Origin of the sequence: Providencia sp. PROV268 (assembly GCF_028477805.1) — a bacterium.
Taxonomy (GTDB): domain Bacteria; phylum Pseudomonadota; class Gammaproteobacteria; order Enterobacterales; family Enterobacteriaceae; genus Providencia; species Providencia stuartii.
Genome location: NZ_JAMPLW010000020.1, coordinates 71,015 through 94,503, shown reverse-complemented (window position 1 = coordinate 94,503; position 23,489 = coordinate 71,015). Strand labels below are relative to the sequence as shown.

Below are 23,489 nucleotides of genomic sequence, written 5' to 3'. Positions count from 1 at the left end.
TTCGCATAATCTGGTCGCTTCACAACGACACGACGTTTAGCTAAGGCTAAAGCGGGAGCCAATAAAGAATCGGCATCATCATCAGCCCCTACCAATGATTGAAAAACACGCATCTCTTTTTTGACTAATGCACTTTTTTGGCGGTGTGGATACATTGGGTCGAGATAAATAACATCAGGCGGTGTTGTGATATTGGCTAATGCAGTAATACTCGAGGCATGGATTAACGACATACGTTGTTTTAGCCACTCGCCAATTTCGCTATCTTGATAACCACGTTGTAGTCCATCATCTAACAGCGCGGCAACAACAGGATGACGTTCAAACATACGTACCTGACAACCTAGCGCCGCTAACACAAAAGCATCACGCCCAAGACCAGCAGTCGCATCAATTACATCGGGTAAATAATCTTTTTTGATCCCAACAGCTTTGGCAACAGCTTCACCACGGCCGCCACCAAATTTACGTCGGTGCGCCATTGCCCCTGAAACAAAATCGACAAAAATCCCCCCTAGTTTTGGTTCATCCATTTTGCGTAATTGCAAATTCTCAGGTGTCAGAACCAGCGCCATAATGGCATCAGGACAATGGATAAGATTCCATTTTTCAGCAAGTTGAGATAGGGCGCCTTGATCGGCACCCTCTTCACAGATCAATTGGATCTTGATGTGATCAGCCATTGATACCATAGCTCTTCAACATTGCATCCAGCTCAGGCTTACGGCCACGGAAACGTTCAAACAGTACCATTGGCTCTTCTGAACCACCACGACTGAGGATATTGTCGAGGAATGATCGCCCAGTTTCGCGGTTAAAAATACCTTCTTCCGCAAAGCGTGAATAGGCGTCTGCCGCAAGTACATCTGCCCATAAATAGCTGTAATACCCCGCAGCATAACCACCCGCAAAGATATGGCTGAAGGCATGTGGGAAACGGCTCCATTCAGGTGATGGAACAACGGCTACTTTTTCTTTTACCGCATATAAGGTTGGCATGACTTGCGCGCCTTTCGCTGGGTCATATTCAGCATGTAAGCGGAAATCAAATAAACCAAACTCCAACTGACGCAGAACAAACATGGCAGATTGGTAGTTTTTCGCTGCCAACATGCTATCAAGCATTGCGCGTGGTAATGGCTCACCCGTTTCATAGTGTCCAGAGATAAACTCAAGCGCCTCAGGCTCCCAGCACCAGTTTTCCATAAATTGGCTTGGTAATTCAACGGCATCCCAAGGTACACCATTGATACCCGCAACATCGGCGACATCGATTTTTGTCAGCATATGGTGCAGGCCATGACCAAATTCGTGGAATAGGGTGATCACTTCATCATGAGTGAATAAAGCGGGTTTATCACCAAGTGGTTTGTTGAAGTTACAAGTCAGATAAGCGACAGGGTTTTGTAGCGAGCCATCTTTATGAACCATTCTACCTGCACAATCATCCATCCACGCACCGCCACGTTTGTGCTCACGCGCGTATAGGTCAAGGTAGAAGCTACCGCGCAATGTGTTGGTGTCATCATATAGCTCAAAGAAACGCACATCGGGGTGCCATGTTTCAACATCTTTGCGCTCTTTTGCCGTTAAACCATAAATACGATGAACGACTTCAAACAGACCTTCAATAACACGTTGCTCTGGGAAGTAAGGGCGCAGTTGCTCATCACTCAGTGAGAATTTGTGCTGCTTCTGTTTTTCGCTGTAATAAGCAATATCCCAAGATTCGAGCTTATCGACGCCATAATGTTCTTTCGCAAATGCGGTGAGTTCCGCTAATTCATCCTTACCTTGTTGATGAGCTCGTTCAGCTAAATTGGTTAAGAAGTCTAATACTTGCTCTGGCGATTCAGCCATTTTTGTTGCGAGTGACTTTTCAGCAAAGTTTTTAAAACCAAGCAATTGAGCGAGTTCATGACGCAGTGCCATCAATTCATCGATAAGTTCACTGTTATCCCATTTGCCTGCATTCGGACCCTGATCGGAAGCTCGAGTGCTATAGGCATAACTCATCTCGCGGCGTAGCTCAGCGTTATCTGCATAAGTCATTACAGGTAAGTAACTTGGCATATCCAGAGTGAGTAAATAGCCTTCTTCACCTTTGGATTCAGCCATTGCTTTTGCTGCCGCGATAGCGCTTTCAGGCATACCAGCCAGTTCGCTTTCATCTTTAATTAATTTGGTCCAGCCCATTGTCGCATCAAGGACATTGTTGCTGAATTTAGAGGCGATTTCTGACAAACGGGCAACAATTTCACCGTAGCGCTGTTGTTTTTCAGGTGGTAGACCAATGCCTGACAATTCGAAGTCGCGCAGCGTATTTTCAATCGATTTTTTCTGGGATTGGCTGAGTGAAGCAAATTGTGCACTATCTTTTAGGGATTTATACGCCAGATAGAGAGGTTCATGTTGGCCCATCCAAGTGCTGAATTCAGAGAGTAATGGTAGGCATTTTTCATAAGCTTCACGCAGTTCTGGGCTATTTTTGACGGAATGAAGGTGCCCAACGGGTGACCATACACGGGATAGTTTATCGCTTGCTTCTTCAAGCGGTTGGCATAGGTTATCCCAAGTATATTGATGAGTGGCTGACAGGATATTTTCGACAGTTTGACGATATTCAGTCAGGACTTGTTGAACCGCAGGAAAGACGTGATCAGGTTCAATTTTAGTAAAATGAGGTAGTACAGAATCGGTTAATAATGGGTTTGTCATATAAACATCCTGTGATAGCAGGCTTGCGCTCGTAGGCCAAGGCTTACTGTATTGACAATAAGTTAAACGGCTGACCCTCAACTTAACGAAAGCAGCACGCCACTGTGAATATGTAAAATTATATGGGGGCGGAAATGAAAACCTCAATACAAGATAACGTTTTTTGTGCTTAATCTTTATCAATAAATGTGACTATTTGATTTCATAGGCTTTGGAAAATAGAGTATTCGGGCTATAATCAAGCCTCTACAGATAAGGAAGATCGTCGTCTCCGGTGAGGCGGCTGGATTTCAAATCCAGTTGGGGCTGCCAGCAGTCCCGGGCAGGTTCGACTCCTGTGATCTTCCGCCACTCAAGTTCAATACACCGCCACAAAAATCAGCTAATCCCTTAAATATCAATTATTAATCCACTTTCAATTTAACGGATGCCAGCTCAGCTCACCCCAAATCAATAGGATTGTGGGGGCATATGAGGTGCCCCAATGACATAAACCGCCCGTCAGGTAGAGGCTGCAAAGCCTAAAGAGAAGCCATATAAACTCTTTGATGGTGGTGGCTTATGCCTTGAAGTTACAACGAAAGACTCATGCTACTGGAGAATGAAGTAGCCTTTAGTGGTAAAGAAAAAGATTAGTTTTTGGTGTATTGCCTATCGTGACGTTTGCTGAAGCGCGTGAAATGTGAAACCCATTTTGGCGACAGATATCTTCGACTTTCATACCTGAATCAGCGAGTTTTAAAATATTAACGATTTGAGTTTCAGTAAAACGAGCTTTTTTCATCATGACCTCTGCAATTTTAGGGCAGAAACTCTAATTATCGCTGTCTTATTTTAAGGGAAGTGGACATATATGGATGGGTGCAGGGAAATGTGTGGTGGTATGTGGATTACATGGACAAGCGTTTGAATAATATAGCCAGTGTGAATTTTAAGTGATGATTGGCCATCTTTATCTATAAATATAAAGATGGCCATATCTATTAGAAATTTAAATAATATTTAATATATTATTTATTATTAACATTATGGTTTATTTATAATGTTGTTGAATCTTTTGCGCAGTAGCAAATCCACGTTTTGCTTCTTTCTCGGCAATTTCAACAGACAAACCAATATAAGCTCGAGGGTCTAACATTTCTTTGATTTCATCATTGCTAAATGCCGCGGAAATGATCTCATTCTTAGTTAAGTTAGTATAAAAATCCTCACCATCAGCAGCGGTTTTAATCGCTTCCTCATAGAGTAGTGAGTGAGCTTTATCTTTACCCAATTTTTCAGCCATCTTCATCATAACGTATTCAGTATTATCTAATCCTTTATTTCTGAGGACGTTATGTAGCATTCTTTCTTCATGAGGCACAATCGTTCTAGACAGCTCTTCAGTTCTCAACAAGATCTCCGTAGTAAGCTCTAATGCTTCTTCAATCAAGCCATCAAACAACATGTATGAACTGCTATCCCCTTCATATGGTCTCACAGCAGAGTACATACCCACACTTGGCAAGGAATATAATTTCTGTGAGTTAGCAATGATCCCTTTGGCTAATTTAGGGTTAATTTTATGTGGCATGGTACTGCTACCCACGGTGCCTTTAGTAAACCCTTCCGAAACCTCAGCGATTTCTTCCAATGTTGTGCTATAGACTTCTTCACCAATTTTATGGCAGATGTTAGCCATCAACGCTAAGTTAGCCATATATTCTAATTTATGGGTACTCAGGTTTCTTGATGGTACTTCCATCGCTTCCATGCCCACTAATTCGGCAACTCTTTTTTGTACCTCTAAACCTACACCTGGCATGGAGTTAAATGCCCCAACAGCGCCGCCCATCATGATAGTAAATACACGCTTTTCACACTCTTGCATACGCTGATAACAGTCAATGAAGTCACTGATCCAGACAGAAACCTTATATCCATAGGTAATCGGGATCGCATGGCGACCATGGGTCCTTCCCGGCATGACCATCGATTTGGTTTTCAATGCTAAATTAGATAAGTTTTCAATGATCTCGCCGAGCAGCAACATAAACTTATGATGTACCGTCTTCATCATATACAGCTGTGAACTTTGTTGTATATTCTGTGTGGTAATTCCATAATGAATATATTTACCGCTCTCTTCGGAACAAGCATTCACCAGTACTTTTAAAAAAGGTACAAAGCCATGACCGATTTTTTGATAAATACGGTTCATTTCTTCGAAATCAATATTCTCGATAACTGCTTTTTCTTTAATTTCATCCGCTGCCGATTGAGGAATAAAACCAAGTTCGGCTTGAGCCTGAGCTAGCATTGATTCAAACATTAACCAAGTTGAATATTTGGCTTCATTCGATAACAGGTCTTTTATTCCACGGTCATCAATAGTTTTACTTTTAGAATCGTATAACGCTCTCATTTTGTATCCCTTCTTTATTTCTTCATTGCTTCATCAACAGCATTACGAACAAACTCAACTTTTGGACCATAGACAACATGGACATGGTTTGCCGATGGGAAGAAGAATGCAGTACAACCAGACTCCAACATTAAATCTTTATCAATTTGATTCACTTCTGCGACGTCAATACGCATACGGGTAATACAGTTATCAACATTACGAATGTTTTGTTTTCCACCTAATGCATTGATCAGTATTTCTGCAACCTCGCCATAACGCTTTTCTTTAATTAAGGTATTTTTCAAATTACTTGATTCTTCTCTGCCCGGTGTTTTGATATCAAATTTGATGATTGCCCAGTAGAAGATAAAGTAAGTGACAACAGCTAAACAGCTTCCGATAATCACTAAGAAGATCCAGTTCGTATGTTCATACAGCAAGCCAAAGATAGTGAAGTCAAATATTGTTCCCCGGATATAGCCGATTGCAACACCCGCTAAAGAGAGTAGAACTGCACCAATCCCAACAATGATTGCATAAACTAAATATAAAAGAGGTGCGATAAAGACGAAGGTAAATTCTAACGGTTCAGTCACGTTACCTAATATGGCGGTTAATACCATGGTAACTAACATTGATTTAACTTCAGCACGATTCTCTTTTTTGGATGTTTTATAGATGGCTAAGGCAATAGCAGGGAATAAGAACAAGGTCACTAACATCTGCTGTTGAGCCATAAAACGTGTCAGGCTTGGCATCATTGCCCAGTATTCACTGTTTGGTCCTTGTTTGAATAACACTTCCGTCATTGCAGGAACAACCCCGACAAAAGTTTGCCCATCAATAACGTAAGAGCCGCCTGCTTCTGTAAATCTAAATAAAACGTTCCAAACATGGTGTAAGCCAAATGGAATAAAGAGTCGTTCACCACCTGCCGTAAAGAATGGTCCGACTGGGCTGAGGATCACGGCTGATAATTTCATCAAGCCAAGAACCAAAATTTCCCAAATAAAAGGTAAGACTGCACCCACTGCGATCATTAAACCAATCATAATAATCGATACTGATTTTTTACCTGAGAAGAAGGCAAATGCAGTCGGTAACTCAAGGTTATAGAATTTATCGGTGGCCCAAGCAGCAATTAACCCAGTGATTATCCCGCCCGCGGCGCTAATATTCATGGTTTGTATGCCTAACACCTTAATTTGCCCAACCTGAGTCATAACGGCAGGATCCGCAAGCTTACCTGTCAGTACTAGCCAGACATTAATGGTTATGATTAATGTTAGGTAGCCAACGACAGAGGCAAAAACAGCAATGCCTTTATCTTTTAAGCTCATGCCATAAGCCACCCCCATTGCGAAAAGGAGCGGGATATTGTCAAAAATAACACCTGCAATTGAACGGATACTGACTAATAACGCATTAACGGTTTCATTCCCCAGAAAAGGAAACCGAGCTATCATATAGGATTGAACTAAAGCACCGCTGATACCCAAAATCATACCAATGGGTGCCAAAACACCGATTGGAAGAAGTAAGGTTCTCCCAAAACGTTGAATTGATTCACCGAACTTTTTTTTGGCCATATTTTTTTCCTTATGACTTCGAATATAAAATATATTCTAAATAATTCGAGGTGCAGCTAAGCGACAAGCCAAAAAATCGTTATGCGCTTAGAAAACGCTGCAACTAGAAGTATGACGAGTATAAAAGGGATACTAGCACTGGAGATCGAGTAAAATAAATGATGTTTCGGTTTTAAATATTATCTTAGGTCATTAATTATGACCTAGGTCATTTTATTTTTTCCAATATGAGAGGAAATTATTCTAAATAATGTAGGAATAATATTGTTGCTCACATTAAATAATGGTTAAAATTATTTAAGTTAAGTGGATATAATAAACAATACATAGGCATTTCTTTAGATAAAAAAATTTTAATTTAACTTTATTTATACTTTAGTGATTCGAGATATAGATAAGTAACAAATCAACGTAGTCACCATACTTTAACGAGAAGCATTGCAGTTTGAAATATGACGAGTACAGATTATTTTAAAGCAAATACTCCAATTCATTGATCAATAAATCAACTAAAATAAAAAAGCCAGTTCTGGACTTGGTATCATCGATCTTAGTGTCATAACTATCTGAAAAACAAAATAGAGTATTGTCTGCATAGCTGGTAAGCTCATTGGTATGAAATGCTGTCATACTAATGATATTTGCCTCTTTTAACTGGACAATTTTCGCTGTTTCAATGATTTTTTTTGTTCCCCCAGACAGAGAAATAAAAATCACGGTATCGTCCTTGGTCACTAAGCGTGTGAATGAATCCGATAGGTTGTAATCATTAATAAAAAAGCAATGTAGCCCCAGTGCAAACAGCATATGTTCAAGATAAAAACCTACAGCTTTACTCGTTCCCCTAGCAACAATAAAAATATTCCTAGAATGACGTAATGTTTTGGCACAATTAGCAATTTGCTCCTCATTTATCAATGTAAAGCTTTTATTAATGTTTCTTTCTAGTTGTTTTTTGTAGGATGACGGGTTTATTTTTTCTGTTTTATTTTTGCTGAGAATATAATTATTAATTTGAAATTTAAGCTCTTTAAAACCACTAAACCCTAATTTTTGCGATAAGTTAATGATCACCGTTTTTGAGACAAAGGTTTTAGCCACTAATTCATTAATATTTAAATAAGGGATATCAGTAATATTATCGGTAAGATATTTTAATACTTTTTTTTCGCTAATTGTTAAGTTATCGTAATTTTTTAAAAATTCCAACATACCTTACCGCCTTATTCAGTATAAAAACAGCATCAAAAACCGGTCATTTGATCAATTTTACCGTTTCATCAATATCTATTTCATCTTCTGAGAAGATCAGCGTTGTGCCATGTAACGTGGTGATCGCCAATTTTTTTAATGAGCGCATATCACCCGCTTTAATGTCTGATTTTGGCCTAATATTATTCATTAAAGCGCCTACAGATAATACAGCATTTTCTTTATTAATTCCTGTATCAGCAGGTACTTCTTCACTGTAAACCACATAAGACTTGATGGATGTCAGCTTAATACGTTCACCAGCAATATAAATATACTTGCTTTCAGGTATTACTTTAACAGCGTAAGCCGATAACCCTTTATTATTTGTTGTTGGCTCAAAGGTGACTGCTGCATTTTTCTTAATCAGATCAGGGTTGGCGACCTTAATCACATGAAAATAGCGGTTATCGCCGTTTTCATCTTTGATAAACCCAAAACCTTTATCTTCAAACCACGTTGTGATTGTTCCATTCATCGCCATTACCGCCCATTCAATTATTTCATTACAGACTGCAGTATAAAGCACAATGATAGTGCAAACTATGCCTTTAATTTAGCTTGTTACCTAAATTAGTTATTATATGCGAAATAATTTGAGGTGCAGCTAAGCAACTCATTGGCGCCTAACATACCAGTAAGTAACATAACGTATTTTAAATAATCAAAATAGATAAATTATCAACTTGCTATACTGGTTTGGCAGGTTTTTTGTGATTTGATTTTAAGTTATATCGATATTTTTTAGCGGCTGGTATTTTGTAATACCGCCGCCTGCTTTTGGCATTTTATGAATTTTTTGGGAATTATTTCGATGTTCCTAAGCCACCAATGATGAGGTTTAGCCCGTCTATAAAGCGTTGGTCATAGTTATCAGAAAACAATGTTGCTTTAGCTTCCCATGTATATGGGTACTTATCATTCGATAATTTATTGAATTCATTTAATTTTTCTTGTAGATCACTGCCGTTAGAAAAGAGAGCCGCTTGCTGCTCAATACAGCACCCTAAAATAAAATAGAACACGGTCATGGTGCAGCTTGCTGCTTTGTCGGCGGACATTCCTGACTGTACGAATGTTTTGATTAATGCGTTATTAATTCGTAATACATTATCTGAAATTGCATAGGTCCCAGCGAAAACACGGGCGCCATCTCTGTGTTGTAAGAGCGCTTTTCGCAACTGAGTTGTGATCTTCAGTAAATTAGATTTCCAATCATCACTATCGCACTCATTGAGTGCAACCTCCGCAACAATGTGATCTGCCATGCCTTCGACCAACGATAACTTATTGCTGAAATGCCAATAAAGTGAAGCGGCTTTGATATTCAGTGCGTCCGCAAGCTTGCGCATCGTTAATCCATCAATACCTTCTGTTTCTAAAAGTTGAAGCGCGGTCTCAAGTATTTGTAACCGTGTGATTTTTGGAGTTTTCATAAATAATTCTCATTTAGCTCTTTATTCCCTAACAATGTTAGTTTAACATATTTATCCAACCTAACAATGTTAGATTGCGGGTGTTATTTATTGCGTTGCCAATCGGTGTAAGTATAGAGGTCCATAGAATGACGACAAATGAGACTAAACAATTTTCAAGAAAAATCATTGGATTAACACCTTGGGTTAGTCTGTTGTGTGTCGGCGTATTAGTTGCTATGACGACCCTCAATTGGGATCGGTGGCAAAGTAATCGACGCTATCAAGAATCGAATAATGCCTACATTAAATCGGACTCTGCAATACTGAAATCAAGAATGACGGGGTATATCTCACGTATTTTGGTGGAGGATTATCAATATGTCCGTGAGGGAGACGTGATTGCAGAAATTAACAACCAAGAGGAGTTGTTAAATCAACAGATTGCTAAAGCTAACTATAAAAAAGCACAGCAGCAACTCAATAATCTTGCGGATGAAATTAAAGAGTATGACCTGACCATTGAAAAATTATGGAACCGTTATAAAGCAGCAGGTATTGAGGTTTCTCAAATGCAGCGTAGTCCTTTACTGCGTAAAGAATTAATTAAAAGTGGGGCGATCACTTCTCAAAATTACCTTGATGCGAACTCAGATTTACAGCGGTTAATAAAACTGGAACAAGCCGCAAAAGCCGAATGGGAGCAAGCAAAACAATCGAAATTACTCTTAGCTCAACAAGAGAATATTCGTCTTGCAGAGCGTGATATTGCCTTGGCCAATTATCAACAAGCAAATACGCAAATTTCGTATGCGACGATTACTGCACCTTTTGATGGGCAATTAAATAAAATTAAGCTGAATGTAGGAAGTTTGGTAACGCCAGGCACCGAAATTGTCACCGTCACACCGCGTTCACAGCCTTATGTCATTGCTCATTTAAAAGAAACCCAATTAAAAAATGTCCAGTCGGGGCAGTCTGTAGCCATTTCAGTGGATGCTTTTCCTGATATGACATTTAGTGGCGTCGTGCGTGATATTGGAGCACAAAGCAGCGGAGAGTCCGCTTTAATTCCCGCAGATAATAGCAGCGGAAATTTTACGAAGGTCGTCCAAAGGATCCCTGTTTATATCAGTTTATTATCAGAGCAATCGGCGATAGATAAGTTGCGTCCGGGTATGTCGGTCATTGTGAATATTGATACTCAGAGTACGCAGTCACAAGGAGACTGAGATGAGATTAGCAATATTGCAAAATAGCAAAGAAACTAATCCGCTTTTTGTTGTGATATCCGTCTTTATCGGCGCAATATTGTCGACGTTATTTGTACGCATGTTCTCTTTATCACTGGCGGATATTCGAGGCATTTTTGGGTTAGATGTACAAGAAGGCACATGGATTAATGTCTCTTTAAACGCTGCGCAATTAATCAGCATGACATTGACGCCTTGGTTTATGGTCGTGCTGGGTGCCGAAAAAATATTAATGAGTACCAGTGCCGTATTGTTGGTGAGCTTTCTCTCTTTTCCATTAATAGGGGAAGGTGGGGATCTATTTACTGCATTAGTCTTGATCCATTTTGTTATTGGTTTTTGTTTAGGTGTGTATTTACCGATGACAATTTCATTGGCTTTACGAAACCTACAACAGAATGTTTGGTTAATCGTTATGGCCGCGTATAGTTTGCGCGTCTCTTTGGGGATGGATGCGGGGGTCGGAATTTCAGGATCTTTTATTGAAATTTTTGGCTGGCAATGGATGTATTGGGTCTGTGCTTGTTTTGCCTGTTTAATATTTATCTTTGCATGGAAGGGAATGCCATTAGTCGGAATTAACCATGATTTTTTGGCCCAAACAGATTGGGGAGGCATGGCGCTGAAAAGTGTCAGTTTGGTTTTACTGTATATTGGTGTTGTGCAAGGTGAAATGTTGGATTGGTATGATTCAGGCTTGATCACCGCTTGCTTAATCGCGAGTGTGGCTCTTTTTGCTATTTTTATTATTCGTGCATTCTCTTTTAAGCAGACTTTTGCTCACCCCAACTGGTTAATGAATAGAAATTTATTTCTTTGTTTTGTCGTTTCCTGTTTATACGGCTTTTTGATGCTAGCAAATTCGCTGTTTATTCCCTCATTTTTAATCACAATTGGGGGATTAAAACCTCATCAGATAGGCGAAGTGACGAATATTGCTTTTATTTCATACCTATTGTTTAGCCCGATCGCAATTTGGTTAGCTAGACGGGTGGACTCGCGGTTATTAATGATCATCGGTGTGTCTATTATTGGTGGCGCGAGTCTATTGGGAATGCAGGTTGATTATCAGTGGCGAGTTGATGAATTTATTCCATTAATGATCATGCAGTCTTTTGGGGAGTGCTTGGTGCTCATTGGCTTAATTGCTTCTTTTGTGGTCAATATTAAGCCGCAAGATGCATTAAATTTAGGCGCCTACATTTCTATTGCGCGCGTATTGATGCCTGCAATAGCAGGCGCATTAATGAACACTTATTTACGAATCTCTTTTGATGAGCACTTTGAGGCAAAAAGAGCTTTTATTCAGACTGGGGAGCAGAAATTACCCACAATGGATAGCGTGAATATGAGTTTGTCTCTTATCAGTAGAGAAGCTCATGTTGGCTCATTCATTGATGGCTTCGCCATTACATTAATGGTTGTTATCATAGTATTAACCTTATTAATGTTTATAAAACCCGCACCAGAGAATAACATCGTCCCTGGGGGGAAATAAAAAATGACAGGTGATTTATTGGTTCGCGACAACGGTCAGTGAAATTTTATCAGTATTATTTTTAGGAAATGGGCTAATTTGCTCGGTCATCATAATTAGCTCATTATTTTTTTCTACCCTTGCACTAATACCTAAGTTGTTTTTTCTAATAATTATGTCTGGAGGGAGTGCAACACTAAATGCAATAGTGCGTCCAGCTTCTTTAGTTTTAAACTGAAAGTTATCATTTTTAGTACTTTCATTATCATTTTGTTGTAATGGTGAAAATGACAGAGTAATAATCGATTCATTTGGTATATCAATATTTTTGGAATAAATATTACCTTGTAAACTGATTGCGTTTTCTTTATTACTAAGGTTATGCGGTTTTTTCACACAACCAGATAGAAAAAAAGCGAGAATAAATAAAAATATTGATGTTTTTAATCTTTGTTTATAATTCATAATCTTCATATTGATACTCTTTATCTTTATAAGATAGTGCGATTAAATACTTTTTGAAAGAAACATTGAATATATGAATAAACCCCTTTCTTTTGGTGGTTGAATAGCGCATGGCTAGCCTCCGATTTAGTGCCCGTATAGAGGATGCCGACTCTAGGCAGCGTCATAATTAGGTTTTCATCAAGCTCCATTTTTTTGAAAGAGAGGCGTAATTGTCTGACTAATTTGTAATAACTACTTTCAGTCACAATTGTTCCACGTTTTTCCCAGATCTCATACATAATTTCTCGCTTACTGCTGGTTTTATTCAGTAATAATTTCAATAAGCATGATTCATTCTCTGAAAGATTAATCGTTTTCTTCCCCCGAGACAGGGTTCGCTTAAGTGGGTCATAAACAACATGTTCAGATAAAATAATAAGAGGTTCTTGTTCAATTTGTTCAGTATTATTCATATTATTTTCCGTAAATATAATTTCATCGACAAGTTATTCTTCCATATCCTAACGTTCAATACGTCGTGCCACAATATAAAAAAACGACACACTATAAGATATTTATAAAAAAAAGACGATTTTTAATAAAAACTCTCTGTTTTTTTAGGATGACTTAATTTATAACTTTACGACGCGCTATATATATCAATTTTGTATATTGATTTTTTATATTTTTCTATGGAATGTTTTGGGTTAAGACTTAACATAAAAATAATATATTAAGTCTATGAGAAGGTGGGGATATTAAAAGGAGTGACGCTTTAAGTGTGCTATAACGAATTTAATTGATTAATAAAATTTGAACTCATCATCTTGGTCACCCTCTAGACTAATACTACTGATACTATCATTCATCTGGTTGATAAATGGCTGAGTCATCAGGTTAGTTGCATTAACTCGATATAAGGTTTTTTCAAATGTTGCTTTGAGTTGTTCTTGATCAGCAAATGCGTCGGGAGTTTTTAGTCGTTGCATTGCTCCAGTAATAAACCGCTCTTTTGCTTCATTCGTTGAGTTGGCGAGTTTTTTATACAAGACCAAAAAATTGGCTCTGCGCGCTTCGTTATTTGTGTCATCAATTTTTAATTGACTTAATAATTGATTGATCTCGGTATGTTCAGCATCAGTTAATACAATATAGCGCTCTTGAGATGCTGTCGGTTTGACGGTGGTAGATTTTGTGTGCCACGCATCACTCACTTTGGTTGTAATATTGGGGCGATTCGAACCTGTTGATATTTTTTCATTCATTCCTACGTTGAGTCTATTAAGCGTTAGTGGGGATATCATTACAATCTCCTTGTTCGATCAAAGCCATGATGTGCTGATAGGCTGATTTTCTCTCTGCTAAAATTTGGCAGCGGGCCGAGACGGATAATATTTGAGGCAAAGTCTGCTCGGCGGCAATCGTCGGGGAAAAATGAATGACTTCATTACCTATTTCTAAAGCAATATCCCCCTCTACACTGGGTAAGATTTTTAGACCCGCCTCGATATGGTTAAACATGTTTTGTAACCTATCAGGTAAATACAGTGTGATGGGGCGTCGCTCTTGTTGCTGAATAAGGTATTTAGCAATGATTTCTTGTAAGTGTGGATCATGAAAAAGCGCAGAAAGTTGCTGCAATAACGTTTCTTGGCTTTGATTCACGGCTTGTTGATAGCACTTTTCGCTGATCTCAATGCTTTCAATTAATTTAGACAGGAGCTGTTTTAAGCCATCAGAGTAGCCTTGCTGATAGGCAATTTTGTGAATATGTTCCACCTGTTGCTGAGCTTGTTGATAACGCTCTGTGGCTTGCTGTTGAGCTTGTTGTTCAATCTGTTTCACATAGCGAAACGCACGAGTAGCATGATGTTTAATCAATACTTTTTCACATGCGGTTTGTTGGATATCAGGCTGTATTTTTTCTGACATAACGGCAAGTTTCTTCAATGATATTCCAAGGTAGCATCGCGTTAAACGATGAAGGGATTAGCGCTAACGTTTGATTGCTGAACATATATTTTAACCTCTCGGTATAAGCACGCCCGAAGGGAGTGATATAGGCGAAAAGTTGTTCAGCCCCAAGCGCAAGTAAATGTTGGGGAGTCGGGCTTTCTCTATCAGTGCACTGCCAGAGTGGGTCACTGTATTTGTGGCGTAAGTCGGAAAAAGCCGCCAACTCTCCCCACCAAGGCAGCGCGCCTGAATGTAAAATAGCCCCTAATCCGAGAGCGACTTTTGGGAGTTGATTCCACTCCATCGACAAAATACGAGGTAGCCGTGCCGTTGTGCTATCAGGCCAAGGCAAAAGATACTGTTGGATCAACTGCTGGTTATGCAGTTTTTTTAACGTTGCAGGTAATCGATGATAATCAACATCACTGTATTCTAAATGGAAATAACTCCCCGGCGCTAAGAAGATATCTGCTTGCAGAAGTGGATGAATATTATGCAATAGTGTCATCGATTTTTGCCTCTATAGCGGCCTTGTCTTGATCATCTCTATTTTTCAATGATTGCTGGCGGTGCCAAAGGAATATGGCTAGGCCAAGAACAGCGGCTCCCCCGAGCGTCAGTATGGCAACCCAAATAGGATTAAATATTGATTCAGGTTCAGTGCGAATTTGATGCTGTAAAGGTGGGCGGCTGACAATCACCACAGAAACATTGTCATAATTGGTTTCTGCAAAGCTACTGGTTAGGAATAGTTTGATTTTATTCATCATCAATTTCGGGTCTTCATTACCAGAGTAGGTCACTAAACTAGACACTTTTTGCGTCTGCTTAGTCGGGGTATTACCATTCAGAGGGTAACTGACATGCACCCTCGCATTAACAACATCAGGGATCGTTAATAGAGATTGCTCTAAGCGTTGTTCAATCAAGGAGAGCAGTCGAGTGCGTTCCGCCTGTGGTGAAGCAACCAGCGAGTCTCCCGGGAAAGCCTGAATGATCTCCACAGGGTCTTTAGACGGTAAGTTATATTGACGTAATAAATCTACGGCGATCACAAAGTCACGCGGCGATACCTTTATAGAATCCCCTTGTTTATTATCTTGTTTACGTGAAGCTTCAACGCCATGCTCTTGTAAGATGGCTAGGACTTCATTGCTCTGGCGTTGGCTAAGATGACTGAGTAAGAGTTGGTTATCACACCCAGCCAATAACCCGACGAAGGTAATTAGGATTAATTTCTTCAATGTATTCATGACTTATTGGGCTTTTAGTAGAGTATCAATAGCACCTGTGGCTTTATGGGTGAGGGTCGACACAAAATTGAGGCCTAAACTGTATTGGGCGATTGAATTTTGCATATTCATCACATCAATGGGATTGCTAACATCTATGGTATCGGCTTGGTGAAAAAGGGCCTCTTTTTTATTTTGTACTTCAACAGAATATTGTGCATAAAGAGATCTAACCGTACTTTCAAGAGATTGAGTCGATACGCTGTCAGTAGTATTATCTAACATCATTGACATGAAAACGGATCGATTAATAGGCTGTATCATCATAGGCTCCTAAAAGGTAGAGCACCCACAAAGCGATGCTCTATTGTGAAATTAAACGTTACGGATAATGGCTTGAGCGGTATCTTTAATGGATTTCATTAAGTTGCTTTGTAACTGTCTTGCCATATTGTAGCTACCACTTAAAGCGGTAATTTTTCCGAGAGTCAGTGGGTTATCGACTTCTAACTTTACCGTCTTACCATCAGGTGTTGTCGTCTTACCATCAAGTATGTCTTTTAATTCATCGGCGAACTCTTTGGCTCGGTTACTGACATTCGCACTACTGCGATACATCATTCCCCAGTTTTTATCACCAGCCACCGGCGTTTCGAATGCGGATGACTCCCAATTACCCGTGTCTTTATTAATACCTAGAATACCTGAATCTGACATATATCACCTCATTAATTAATTGTGTTTGAATTAAACGACCAATGGTTATGGCCTAAAATAATAAAACCCTGATCGTTACGGATAAATGATTTCCCTGTTAGTTGATTCGTTGCCAGAGAAATTGAAAACTGAATATGCTGATTTCCCCATTGATTAATAAATTGATCCGCGAGCCGAACAGTAGACGATATCTGTTTATCATCCAAACTTCCTTGAACAATAAATATGGTCATATTATCTTTATCAACTCGTTTCCACGGAACGTTACTTTCTGTTAATCCTATTTCCGCCTTTTTTATCAGTTCGTCTAAATTGACGGTCAAAATTTCACTGTTTTTATAGCAGCCAAGATAACCTTTCATAATATTATTAATGATTTTTTCATCCTTAGTGGTTACCTGTTTATTGGCTTTTCTAACAATAGGGTGACAAGGATTACTTAAATCAATCTTTAATAAACTCGGTACGTTTTCGGAAATTTTATTCTCAATTTCACTTTCCAACTGAGCTATTTTTGTTATCTGATACTTTTCAGAATAATGCTCTTTTCTTAGGCGTTGAATACTCCAGTCGACGTCACGCTGATTTCGCACTAAAATTAAGGTTTCACCTTGCTGGTTCAGAGTCACAATGATGGGATAATGGCTGCCTTGTAGAATGTTTTCGACAGTGTTTATCTTTTTTAAAGAATTATTTCCAGAGTAGTATTGAATAACTAGAATTATTGAAAAAATAGTTAAAACAAATAGCCCAAAGAAAATAAAATTTTTCTTGGTTAATTTGGATTCCAGCATAGGTTGACTGTCATTTTCAATACAAATTTCAGGTAATGCAGGCTCACGAGTTGATAGGTTCCATGGTGCATCAATTGGTTTTATTGCAATAGGAAATGTGTCGGCCAATATTAATTCTTGAAAGGGGATAGGAATAGACTTTGATTTCATACCATCATTGATATGAAGATAAAATATTGGTTCATCGGCATCATTGATATGATCATTCGAACCATCCTCTGTTGTGATAGCTAGTTCGTAATGTATTGATTCACTAGGGATATAGTAAGTCATAAGCCCATCATTATCGACCTCCGTGTGGTATTCAACATTCGGGTCAATAACAATCAAATGAGCGTCAGCAGTTAACATTAGCTCATGTCCATTCATGGGGCCGCTAGCAATTTTCATTATACAAGCGCGGCTATTTGTATCTTTCATAAAGTAAATTCCAATGACAAGAAATTGGCGCTAGTAAAACTGATAACTGCATTTCCGTCAGTAGAATTTATCTTAATCATTCTGACCTATTATGTTAGATATCGAGTATGAGTTATTCCGGATTATTCCTTTGTGCCATGATGCATTTTCCGCCATTTTAGCGCTATTGATTCTCTTTAGATAAAGTAGAAACATCATGGTGAATACAAATATTGCGGCATTACTTGAAAATAAAGAAGGCTGCTTCTCTTTACAAGACAGCTTAGTTTTAGCGATACCTAACGCTGAGGAAACAGCGTTAATTTTTCATTCTCCCTATTCGGGTAAAAAAGTAGAGGTAATGGGGCAATCTTTATTTGTATTCCCATCATCAGATATTACTTCTATTAATAAAAAGGGCTGGTTTATTCATTCAATGCTACTTTCTGAGGTCATTGAAGTTCTTGCTGTTATTGATACCGCAATGGGGCAATCATTTCTTGCAGAAAACGAAATAACCTCATCAGATAATAAAGAAGATGAAGTTATTCATCTATCAAGTGATATTTTTTCCGAATATTCAATAAAGAATATTGTTATTGATTTGATTATTCAACGGCAACCTCAGTTTTATTCATGGTGCAATATATTAAGGCGCTATGAAGCATACGGCATTATGCGTTTTTTACTTTCTGCCGCCGAAAAAGATAAAAATGCCAATATTAACCAGCTATGTGCAAGGTATGGTGTGTCGGCTTCTTATTTTAGGCAGCTATATCGAGAAAACTTTAATAAAACAGCAAAAAGAAAAATTATGAGTGTGCGAATGGCATCAGCCATTTTGAAATTAATTGAAAGTGATAATTCAATACTCGATGTTGGGTTGGAAGCGGGTTATTGCTCCGCATCGCATTTTACTAACGATATTAAAAAAGAGCTAGGGTTAACTCCCTCTGATATTAGGCACCTTGGAGCAAAATTATATGAGCAGTAAAAGAGGTGGAGTGATCTTATTGTCACTCTTTTTACTGAGTGTGGATCATAGTTTAGCGCAAACGACAGTGATCACAGCAGAGCCGGTTAAACAAGAAATGGGTCAGGAGACCTTTGTCGCCAATAATATTGCGGTAGGAAAAGTGTTTGATTCTATCGCTGAGCGACTGAATAAGCCGATTATTCTCAGCAAACTTGCGGCACAAAAACGCATTACAGGTAATTTTAATTTAGCGAATGCCGATGAAATGTTTAAAGCATTAACTCGCCGTATTGCGCTGGTTTGGTATGACGATGGTGCAGCGATTTATGTTTATGATAATAGCGAAATGCGTAGTGCAATTATTCCGATGAATAATGCCAGTAGCCAACAAGTCCTCAATTATATTAAGAAAAATGGGATCTACGACCCGCGTTTTCCTGTCCGTACTCAAGGGGAAAATAGCCTGCTATTTGTTTCTGGGCCGCCGTTATATGTTGAATTGATAAAAGCCGCTACGCTGTATCTTGATGAGCAAGTTAAGCAGGAGTCGTTATCTGGGGGAGAGTTGGCAGTGATCCCCGTAAAATATGCTTCTGTGACAGATAGAAACTATGCGTTGCGCGGTAATAACATCACGGTGCCGGGCATGCTGTCAGTTATCAGTGAGCTATTCAAAGATACGCCGACCGGCGCCGTACCGACGCAAAAAATAACTCCCAAAGAGAAGGTTGGAGATGATATTGATGCCTTGATGGATGCACCCATCGGTGAAGCTTCTGAGTCTCTAGCGACATTTAGTCACTCTTCATCATCAAATGTGCCTTTTTCTTTGGTGGCTCACCCTGATAGTAACAGTCTAATTGTTAAAGGTTCCCCTGAACAAATTCGTTATGTTCGCCAACTGGTTAGAACGTTAGATACGCGTCGCCGCCAAGTTGAGCTATCACTGTGGATTATCGATATCACGCGTAGTGAATTGGATAATTTAGGCGTCAATTGGGAAGTTGGCACGATTAATACGGGGAACACGGCATTTTCTTTTAATCGCAGCACGTTATCAAACAGTACGGATTTTCTGTTACGCGTTGATGCCTTAAGCAAAAGCGGTAATGGCCATATTGTTTCTCGTCCTGTTCTGCTAACCCAAGAGAACATTCCTGCCTTATTTGATAACAACACCAGTTTTTATGCCAAGTTACAAGGGGAACGTATTGCCACCTTGGAGCAAGTCACTTACGGCACCATGGTGAGTGTGATGCCGCGTATTTCATCTGGTCATCAAGTTGAGATGGAAGTGAATATTGAAGACGGCGGTGAAAAACAATCAAAAAGTGGTGAGGTTTCGAATGTGGAAGGCCTTCCATCTGTTAATCGTACGACTATCAATACGGTTGCGCGTATTGCGCAAAATAGCAGTTTATTAATTGGGGGATACACCCGAGAACAAGTGGTTGAAAATGAAAGTCATATTCCTTTATTGGGGGATATCCCACTGATCGGCGGCCTCTTTAGTCATACCTCCGTTAATAAGCAAAAAATGGTGCGATTGTTTTTGATCCAACCGCGTTTATTGGACGAAAACGAAGTATGGGATGGGCGTCAGTTCTCGGAAAATCAGCGTATTAAAGAACAAAACGGGCAGTTGCACAGTACCGTTAAATTTTTGAAAACCTATATGGAGCAACCATGGCAATAACGCCTTTGGGCTTTGGTTCCCGCATAGTCAGCAGTTCACATGAAAAGAGTCGATCATCAAAAACCAGTGATGATTCGGACGAAGTATTGCGCGGTCAAGGGGTTATCGATAGTGCTGGGGAATATGCCTCAATGTCGATGTTGGCGGCGAGCCATGTAAAAAAAAGTGGCTCTAAACAAGGAGAAACCGAAGATTGGATGCAATTTGCTGAGCGCATCCTTGATGAGCATGCCGATGAAACCATTTTACATGTTGAAAGTGCGCTTAATCGGCAGTTTATGACTCCTAAAGAGCTAAGAGCATTTTTATTGCGCTTTTTTGCCGACCCTAGCGATTTGTTAATGGCGCTTGCGGCCTTAATCAATCGAGGGAAATTGAAGGCTGAGCAACTCGAACAACTAAAAGAGCTGGAGCAACAACTTAACGCTGAGGATAGCGATAGAAGCACTCAAGCGGGGATAAATATTGCACTGGTTGCGAAGGCGTTTGCGCAAAAAATTAAGCAATCCGCAGGGAACTTACGCATGTTATATCGTGAGTTTCTTAGTTATGACGGCCCTGTAGTTTATCTATATGAGCAGTGGGTTGAGGAGATGGAAAGCCAAGAGCGCGAAAATATTATGCGTTATTTAAGCAGAGCGCTGGCGTGTGATCTACAAGCCCTGCCATTGGGCGATATTAATATTAGTGAATTTGGTGATTATTTTCTCCGTGTAGGGCGGTTACGTGAATTGCAGTCACTTGAGCATGTGTTCACCCAACAATTTTTCCAATCGGGGCTTTTTCGGCAGCACAGCCAACTGATTAATTCTGAGTTTGCTAAAAAGCTCAGTCAGCTCTTTACCAGTGGTATTCGTAACCAAGCGCAATTTGAAGAGAATTTGTTGTTATTTATTTCATCACAGTTAGGGGCGATGAGCACGGACTTACGGGCGCGTTTTTTACAATTATTAATTTTGGCATTTGGAACAATACCCACCGCAATTTTTCAATCATTGGAAGCACGAGAAGAGCTGCTCAATCAATTGAAAATATATATGGACTATGTGAAGGCACAAGAGGAAATCATGATGCGCAACGGTTTGCTAAATAAGGAACAGAAACCGCATGAATAAATTTACGGGATTTCTTTTGGCGATCCGCAATCGCCCAGAATTGATGGTCTTAGTTATTATGGTGATGGTCATCGCCATGCTGATTATTCCATTACCAACAATATTGGTCGATTTATTAATTGGCTTGAATATTATGATATCGGTGCTCATTTTTATGAGCTCTTTCTATATTACTCGCATATTAAATTTTCAATCATTCCCTTCTATTTTATTAATAAGCACATTATTTCGTCTCGCATTATCTATTAGCACGAGCCGCTTGATTTTATTGGAGGCTGACGCGGGCGATATTATTGCCACCTTTGGTGAGTTTGTGATCCAAGATAATTTAGTGGTCGGTATGGTGGTGTTTGCCATTGTGACCATAGTGCAATTTATTGTGATCACGAAAGGGTCTGAGCGTATTGCTGAAGTGGCAGCACGTTTTTCCCTCGATGCAATGCCGGGTAAGCAAATGAGTATTGATGCCGACTTACGGGCAGGGATGATTGATGAATCGACGGTGAAAGAGCGGCGCGGCGACTTAGAAAAAGAGAGTCAATTATTTGGTTCTTTTGATGGTGCAATGAAGTTTATTAAAGGGGATGCGATTGCAGGGATTGTCATTATTTTTGTCAATCTGATCGGGGGAATTTCTGTGGGTGTTGCACAGCAGGGCATGGATATGTCATCGGCTCTGAATACATTCTCACTCTTAACCATCGGTGATGGTTTGGTGGCACAGATCCCAGCACTGCTTATCTCTATTAGTGCAGGCTTTATTGTGACTCGCGTTGGAGGCAATGATAAAAACTTAGGTCAAAATATCGTTTCTGAGTTATTTGCGAATAATTTTACGATTCTTATTACTGCCTTCATCGTTTTATTTATGGGGTTCCTGCCGGGTTTCCCTACTGCTATTTTTCTCTTTTTAGCCTCTTTGCTATCAGTACTATTTTTTGTTCGTTTTTGGAAAACGCGTAAAGAGAAGAATAAGCAGATATCACAAACTGAGCAGGTGAGTGTCGATTCGGAAGTCACCGAAGGGGAAACACAAAGGGAAAATAGCCGTTTTGAGCCTGAATATATTCCTGAAACCTTGCCGATTATTATTTCGGTTAATCAGCAATATAAAAAACAGCTCGAAGAAAAAAACTTTTTGTTTCGTATGAAAAAGGATGTGTTTGTTCGTTATGGTTACCGGATACCCGATATTGCCATTAATTATTCACCTATCGTTCCAGATAACAAAATCATCATTTTAATTAATGAAGTTAAAGCAGGTGAATACGATATCTGTTTCGGTGGATTTCGCTTATTAACCATGAGTGATGAATTGGAATATTTAGGCATAACGCTGACTCATTTTACTGATGAGTATGGCGCAATTAGCTCTTGGTGTGGCAAGCAAGATCACGAACATATTGAACAGCTTGGTTTGATGGTGCGTGATGATGTGACCGAGATGATTGATTGCGTTAGTACACTATTGCTGCGGCATATTAATGAGTTTTTTGGGATCCAAGAAACGAAAAACTTACTAGATGATTTAGAAGGCAAATACCCTGAGCTATTAAAAGAGTGCTATCGACACGCGACGGTGCAAAAGGTGACAGAGGTTTTCCAGCGTTTATTAATGGAGAAAATCTCAGTGCGTAATATGAAACTCATTATTGAAACTCTCGTGCAATGGGTGCCAAGAGAGAAAGATAGCTTAATGCTCGTTGAACATGTCAGAACCTCAATGGCGCGCTATATCTCTTCCCGTTTTGCCATTGATGGCCGCTTAAATGTGCTTATGGTGAATTCTGTTTTTGAAGACACCATTCGCCAAGGCATTCGTCAATCTTCTGGGGGAGTCTATTTGCATTTAGAACCAGAAAAGACCAATGAATTAATTCAAGCTGCCGAGCTAGCCCTCGAAAATAGCCATTTATCTATTCGAGATATTAATGTGCTGGTGCCGGTCGATATACGTCGTTTTGTGAAAAAAATCCTTGAAGGACGCTTTCCTGAATTAGAGGTGCTCTCATTTAATGAGGTATCTGAAATGGTGAAAGTGAATATTATTAAGACAATATAAGGAAGT

Annotated in this window: 22 protein-coding genes, 1 tRNA gene and 2 pseudogenes; 8 read left to right on the top strand and 17 right to left on the bottom strand. The window is 39.4% G+C overall.

What is annotated here, in order from left to right:
* Together rsmJ and prlC are read right to left on the bottom strand one after the other, a co-directional pair.
* Window positions 1-683 (bottom strand): 16S rRNA (guanine(1516)-N(2))-methyltransferase RsmJ (gene rsmJ, locus PR699_RS15405; protein WP_272572922.1); only part of this gene is annotated, 683 nt, incomplete at its 3' end.
* Entirely contained in the window at window positions 676-2,718 is a 2,043-nt protein-coding gene (gene prlC, locus PR699_RS15400; RefSeq protein ID WP_014657108.1) for an oligopeptidase A, read from the bottom strand. The genes prlC and rsmJ, both read right to left, overlap by 8 nt.
* A gap of 256 nt (window positions 2,719-2,974) precedes the next feature.
* Between prlC and PR699_RS15395 the strand changes: the two genes are divergently transcribed.
* Window positions 2,975-3,069, top strand: a tRNA-Sec gene (locus PR699_RS15395).
* A 133-nt stretch (window positions 3,070-3,202) separates the two neighbouring features.
* Window positions 3,203-3,398, top strand: a pseudogene (locus tag PR699_RS15390) (Arm DNA-binding domain-containing protein); the annotation flags it as partial.
* Here the strand turns inward: PR699_RS15390 and PR699_RS15385 are convergent.
* The 6 genes and pseudogenes from PR699_RS15385 to PR699_RS15360 form a co-directional block, all read right to left on the bottom strand.
* Window positions 3,386-3,502 (bottom strand): annotated as a pseudogene (locus tag PR699_RS15385) (transposase); the annotation flags it as partial. The pseudogenes PR699_RS15390 and PR699_RS15385 sit on opposite strands and share 13 nt — an antisense overlap.
* 249 nt (window positions 3,503-3,751) lie before the next feature.
* Complete coding sequence (locus PR699_RS15380; RefSeq protein WP_004926185.1) at window positions 3,752-5,122, bottom strand: adenylosuccinate lyase family protein; 1,371 nt, start codon at window positions 5,120-5,122, stop codon at window positions 3,752-3,754.
* Between the two features lie 14 nt (window positions 5,123-5,136).
* On the bottom strand, window positions 5,137-6,693 hold the full coding sequence (locus tag PR699_RS15375) for a PTS transporter subunit EIIC (RefSeq protein WP_004926187.1): 1,557 nt from the start codon (window positions 6,691-6,693) through the stop codon (window positions 5,137-5,139).
* A 471-nt stretch (window positions 6,694-7,164) separates the two neighbouring features.
* Window positions 7,165-7,905, bottom strand: coding sequence for a MurR/RpiR family transcriptional regulator (locus PR699_RS15370; RefSeq protein WP_004926190.1), 741 nt, complete (start codon window positions 7,903-7,905; stop codon window positions 7,165-7,167).
* Window positions 7,906-7,948: 43 nt separating this feature from the next.
* A complete protein-coding gene (locus tag PR699_RS15365) occupies window positions 7,949-8,428 on the bottom strand; it encodes a cold-shock protein (protein ID WP_014657106.1) in 480 nt (159 codons plus the stop codon).
* A 322-nt stretch (window positions 8,429-8,750) separates the two neighbouring features.
* Window positions 8,751-9,380: a TetR/AcrR family transcriptional regulator C-terminal domain-containing protein gene (locus PR699_RS15360; RefSeq protein WP_014657105.1), complete on the bottom strand. Its 630-nt coding sequence runs from the start codon at window positions 9,378-9,380 to the stop codon at window positions 8,751-8,753.
* A 128-nt stretch (window positions 9,381-9,508) separates the two neighbouring features.
* Between PR699_RS15360 and PR699_RS15355 the strand changes: the two genes are divergently transcribed.
* Together PR699_RS15355 and PR699_RS15350 are read left to right on the top strand one after the other, a co-directional pair.
* Window positions 9,509-10,591 carry an HlyD family secretion protein gene (locus PR699_RS15355; protein WP_014657104.1) on the top strand — a complete coding sequence of 361 codons (1,083 nt, stop codon included), beginning with the start codon at window positions 9,509-9,511 and terminating at the stop codon, window positions 10,589-10,591.
* A gap of 1 nt (window position 10,592) precedes the next feature.
* Window positions 10,593-12,110, top strand: a complete 1,518-nt coding sequence (locus PR699_RS15350; protein WP_014657103.1) for an MFS transporter — start codon at window positions 10,593-10,595, stop codon at window positions 12,108-12,110.
* Between the two features lie 15 nt (window positions 12,111-12,125).
* Here the strand turns inward: PR699_RS15350 and PR699_RS15345 are convergent, their stop codons facing one another.
* From PR699_RS15345 to PR699_RS15305, 9 genes are all read right to left on the bottom strand, one after another.
* The gene (locus PR699_RS15345) at window positions 12,126-12,563 is read right to left on the bottom strand and encodes a YbaY family lipoprotein (protein ID WP_040132643.1); all 438 of its coding nucleotides are present in this window, start codon (window positions 12,561-12,563) and stop codon (window positions 12,126-12,128) included.
* Window positions 12,564-12,580: 17 nt separating this feature from the next.
* On the bottom strand, window positions 12,581-13,009 hold the full coding sequence (locus PR699_RS15340) for a hypothetical protein (protein WP_004926207.1): 429 nt from the start codon (window positions 13,007-13,009) through the stop codon (window positions 12,581-12,583).
* A 330-nt stretch (window positions 13,010-13,339) separates the two neighbouring features.
* The gene (locus tag PR699_RS15335) at window positions 13,340-13,840 is read right to left on the bottom strand and encodes a hypothetical protein (RefSeq protein ID WP_004926210.1); all 501 of its coding nucleotides are present in this window, start codon (window positions 13,838-13,840) and stop codon (window positions 13,340-13,342) included.
* Window positions 13,818-14,468 carry a hypothetical protein gene (locus PR699_RS15330; protein WP_014657101.1) on the bottom strand — a complete coding sequence of 217 codons (651 nt, stop codon included), beginning with the start codon at window positions 14,466-14,468 and terminating at the stop codon, window positions 13,818-13,820. Before PR699_RS15330 ends, PR699_RS15335 begins: the two co-directional genes overlap by 23 nt.
* Entirely contained in the window at window positions 14,446-15,000 is a 555-nt protein-coding gene (locus PR699_RS15325; RefSeq protein WP_004926214.1) for a hypothetical protein, read from the bottom strand. Before PR699_RS15325 ends, PR699_RS15330 begins: the two co-directional genes overlap by 23 nt.
* A complete protein-coding gene (gene sctJ, locus PR699_RS15320) occupies window positions 14,984-15,745 on the bottom strand; it encodes a type III secretion system inner membrane ring lipoprotein SctJ (RefSeq protein WP_004926218.1) in 762 nt (253 codons plus the stop codon). Before sctJ ends, PR699_RS15325 begins: the two co-directional genes overlap by 17 nt.
* 3 nt (window positions 15,746-15,748) lie before the next feature.
* Entirely contained in the window at window positions 15,749-16,051 is a 303-nt protein-coding gene (gene sctI / locus PR699_RS15315) for a type III secretion system inner rod subunit SctI (RefSeq protein ID WP_004926354.1), read from the bottom strand.
* A 48-nt stretch (window positions 16,052-16,099) separates the two neighbouring features.
* Complete coding sequence (locus PR699_RS15310; protein ID WP_004926220.1) at window positions 16,100-16,441, bottom strand: type III secretion apparatus needle protein; 342 nt, start codon at window positions 16,439-16,441, stop codon at window positions 16,100-16,102.
* An 11-nt stretch (window positions 16,442-16,452) separates the two neighbouring features.
* Entirely contained in the window at window positions 16,453-17,655 is a 1,203-nt protein-coding gene (locus PR699_RS15305; protein ID WP_004926223.1) for a PrgH/EprH family type III secretion apparatus protein, read from the bottom strand.
* A 196-nt stretch (window positions 17,656-17,851) separates the two neighbouring features.
* On the opposite strand from PR699_RS15305, the gene PR699_RS15300 reads away from it, so the two are divergent.
* From PR699_RS15300 to PR699_RS15285, 4 genes are read left to right on the top strand one after another with little or no spacing between them, the layout of a single operon-like run.
* Window positions 17,852-18,628, top strand: a complete 777-nt coding sequence (locus tag PR699_RS15300; RefSeq protein ID WP_004926225.1) for a helix-turn-helix domain-containing protein — start codon at window positions 17,852-17,854, stop codon at window positions 18,626-18,628.
* Window positions 18,618-20,306, top strand: coding sequence for a type III secretion system outer membrane ring subunit SctC (sctC, locus tag PR699_RS15295; RefSeq protein WP_004926229.1), 1,689 nt, complete (start codon window positions 18,618-18,620; stop codon window positions 20,304-20,306). Before PR699_RS15300 ends, sctC begins: the two co-directional genes overlap by 11 nt.
* Complete coding sequence (gene sctW / locus PR699_RS15290) at window positions 20,297-21,421, top strand: type III secretion system gatekeeper subunit SctW (protein ID WP_014657098.1); 1,125 nt, start codon at window positions 20,297-20,299, stop codon at window positions 21,419-21,421. The genes sctC and sctW overlap by 10 nt, the downstream gene beginning before the upstream one ends.
* Window positions 21,414-23,483: an EscV/YscV/HrcV family type III secretion system export apparatus protein gene (locus PR699_RS15285; protein WP_014657097.1), complete on the top strand. Its 2,070-nt coding sequence runs from the start codon at window positions 21,414-21,416 to the stop codon at window positions 23,481-23,483. The genes sctW and PR699_RS15285 overlap by 8 nt, the downstream gene beginning before the upstream one ends.
* The last annotated feature ends 6 nt before the right edge of the window (window positions 23,484-23,489 follow it).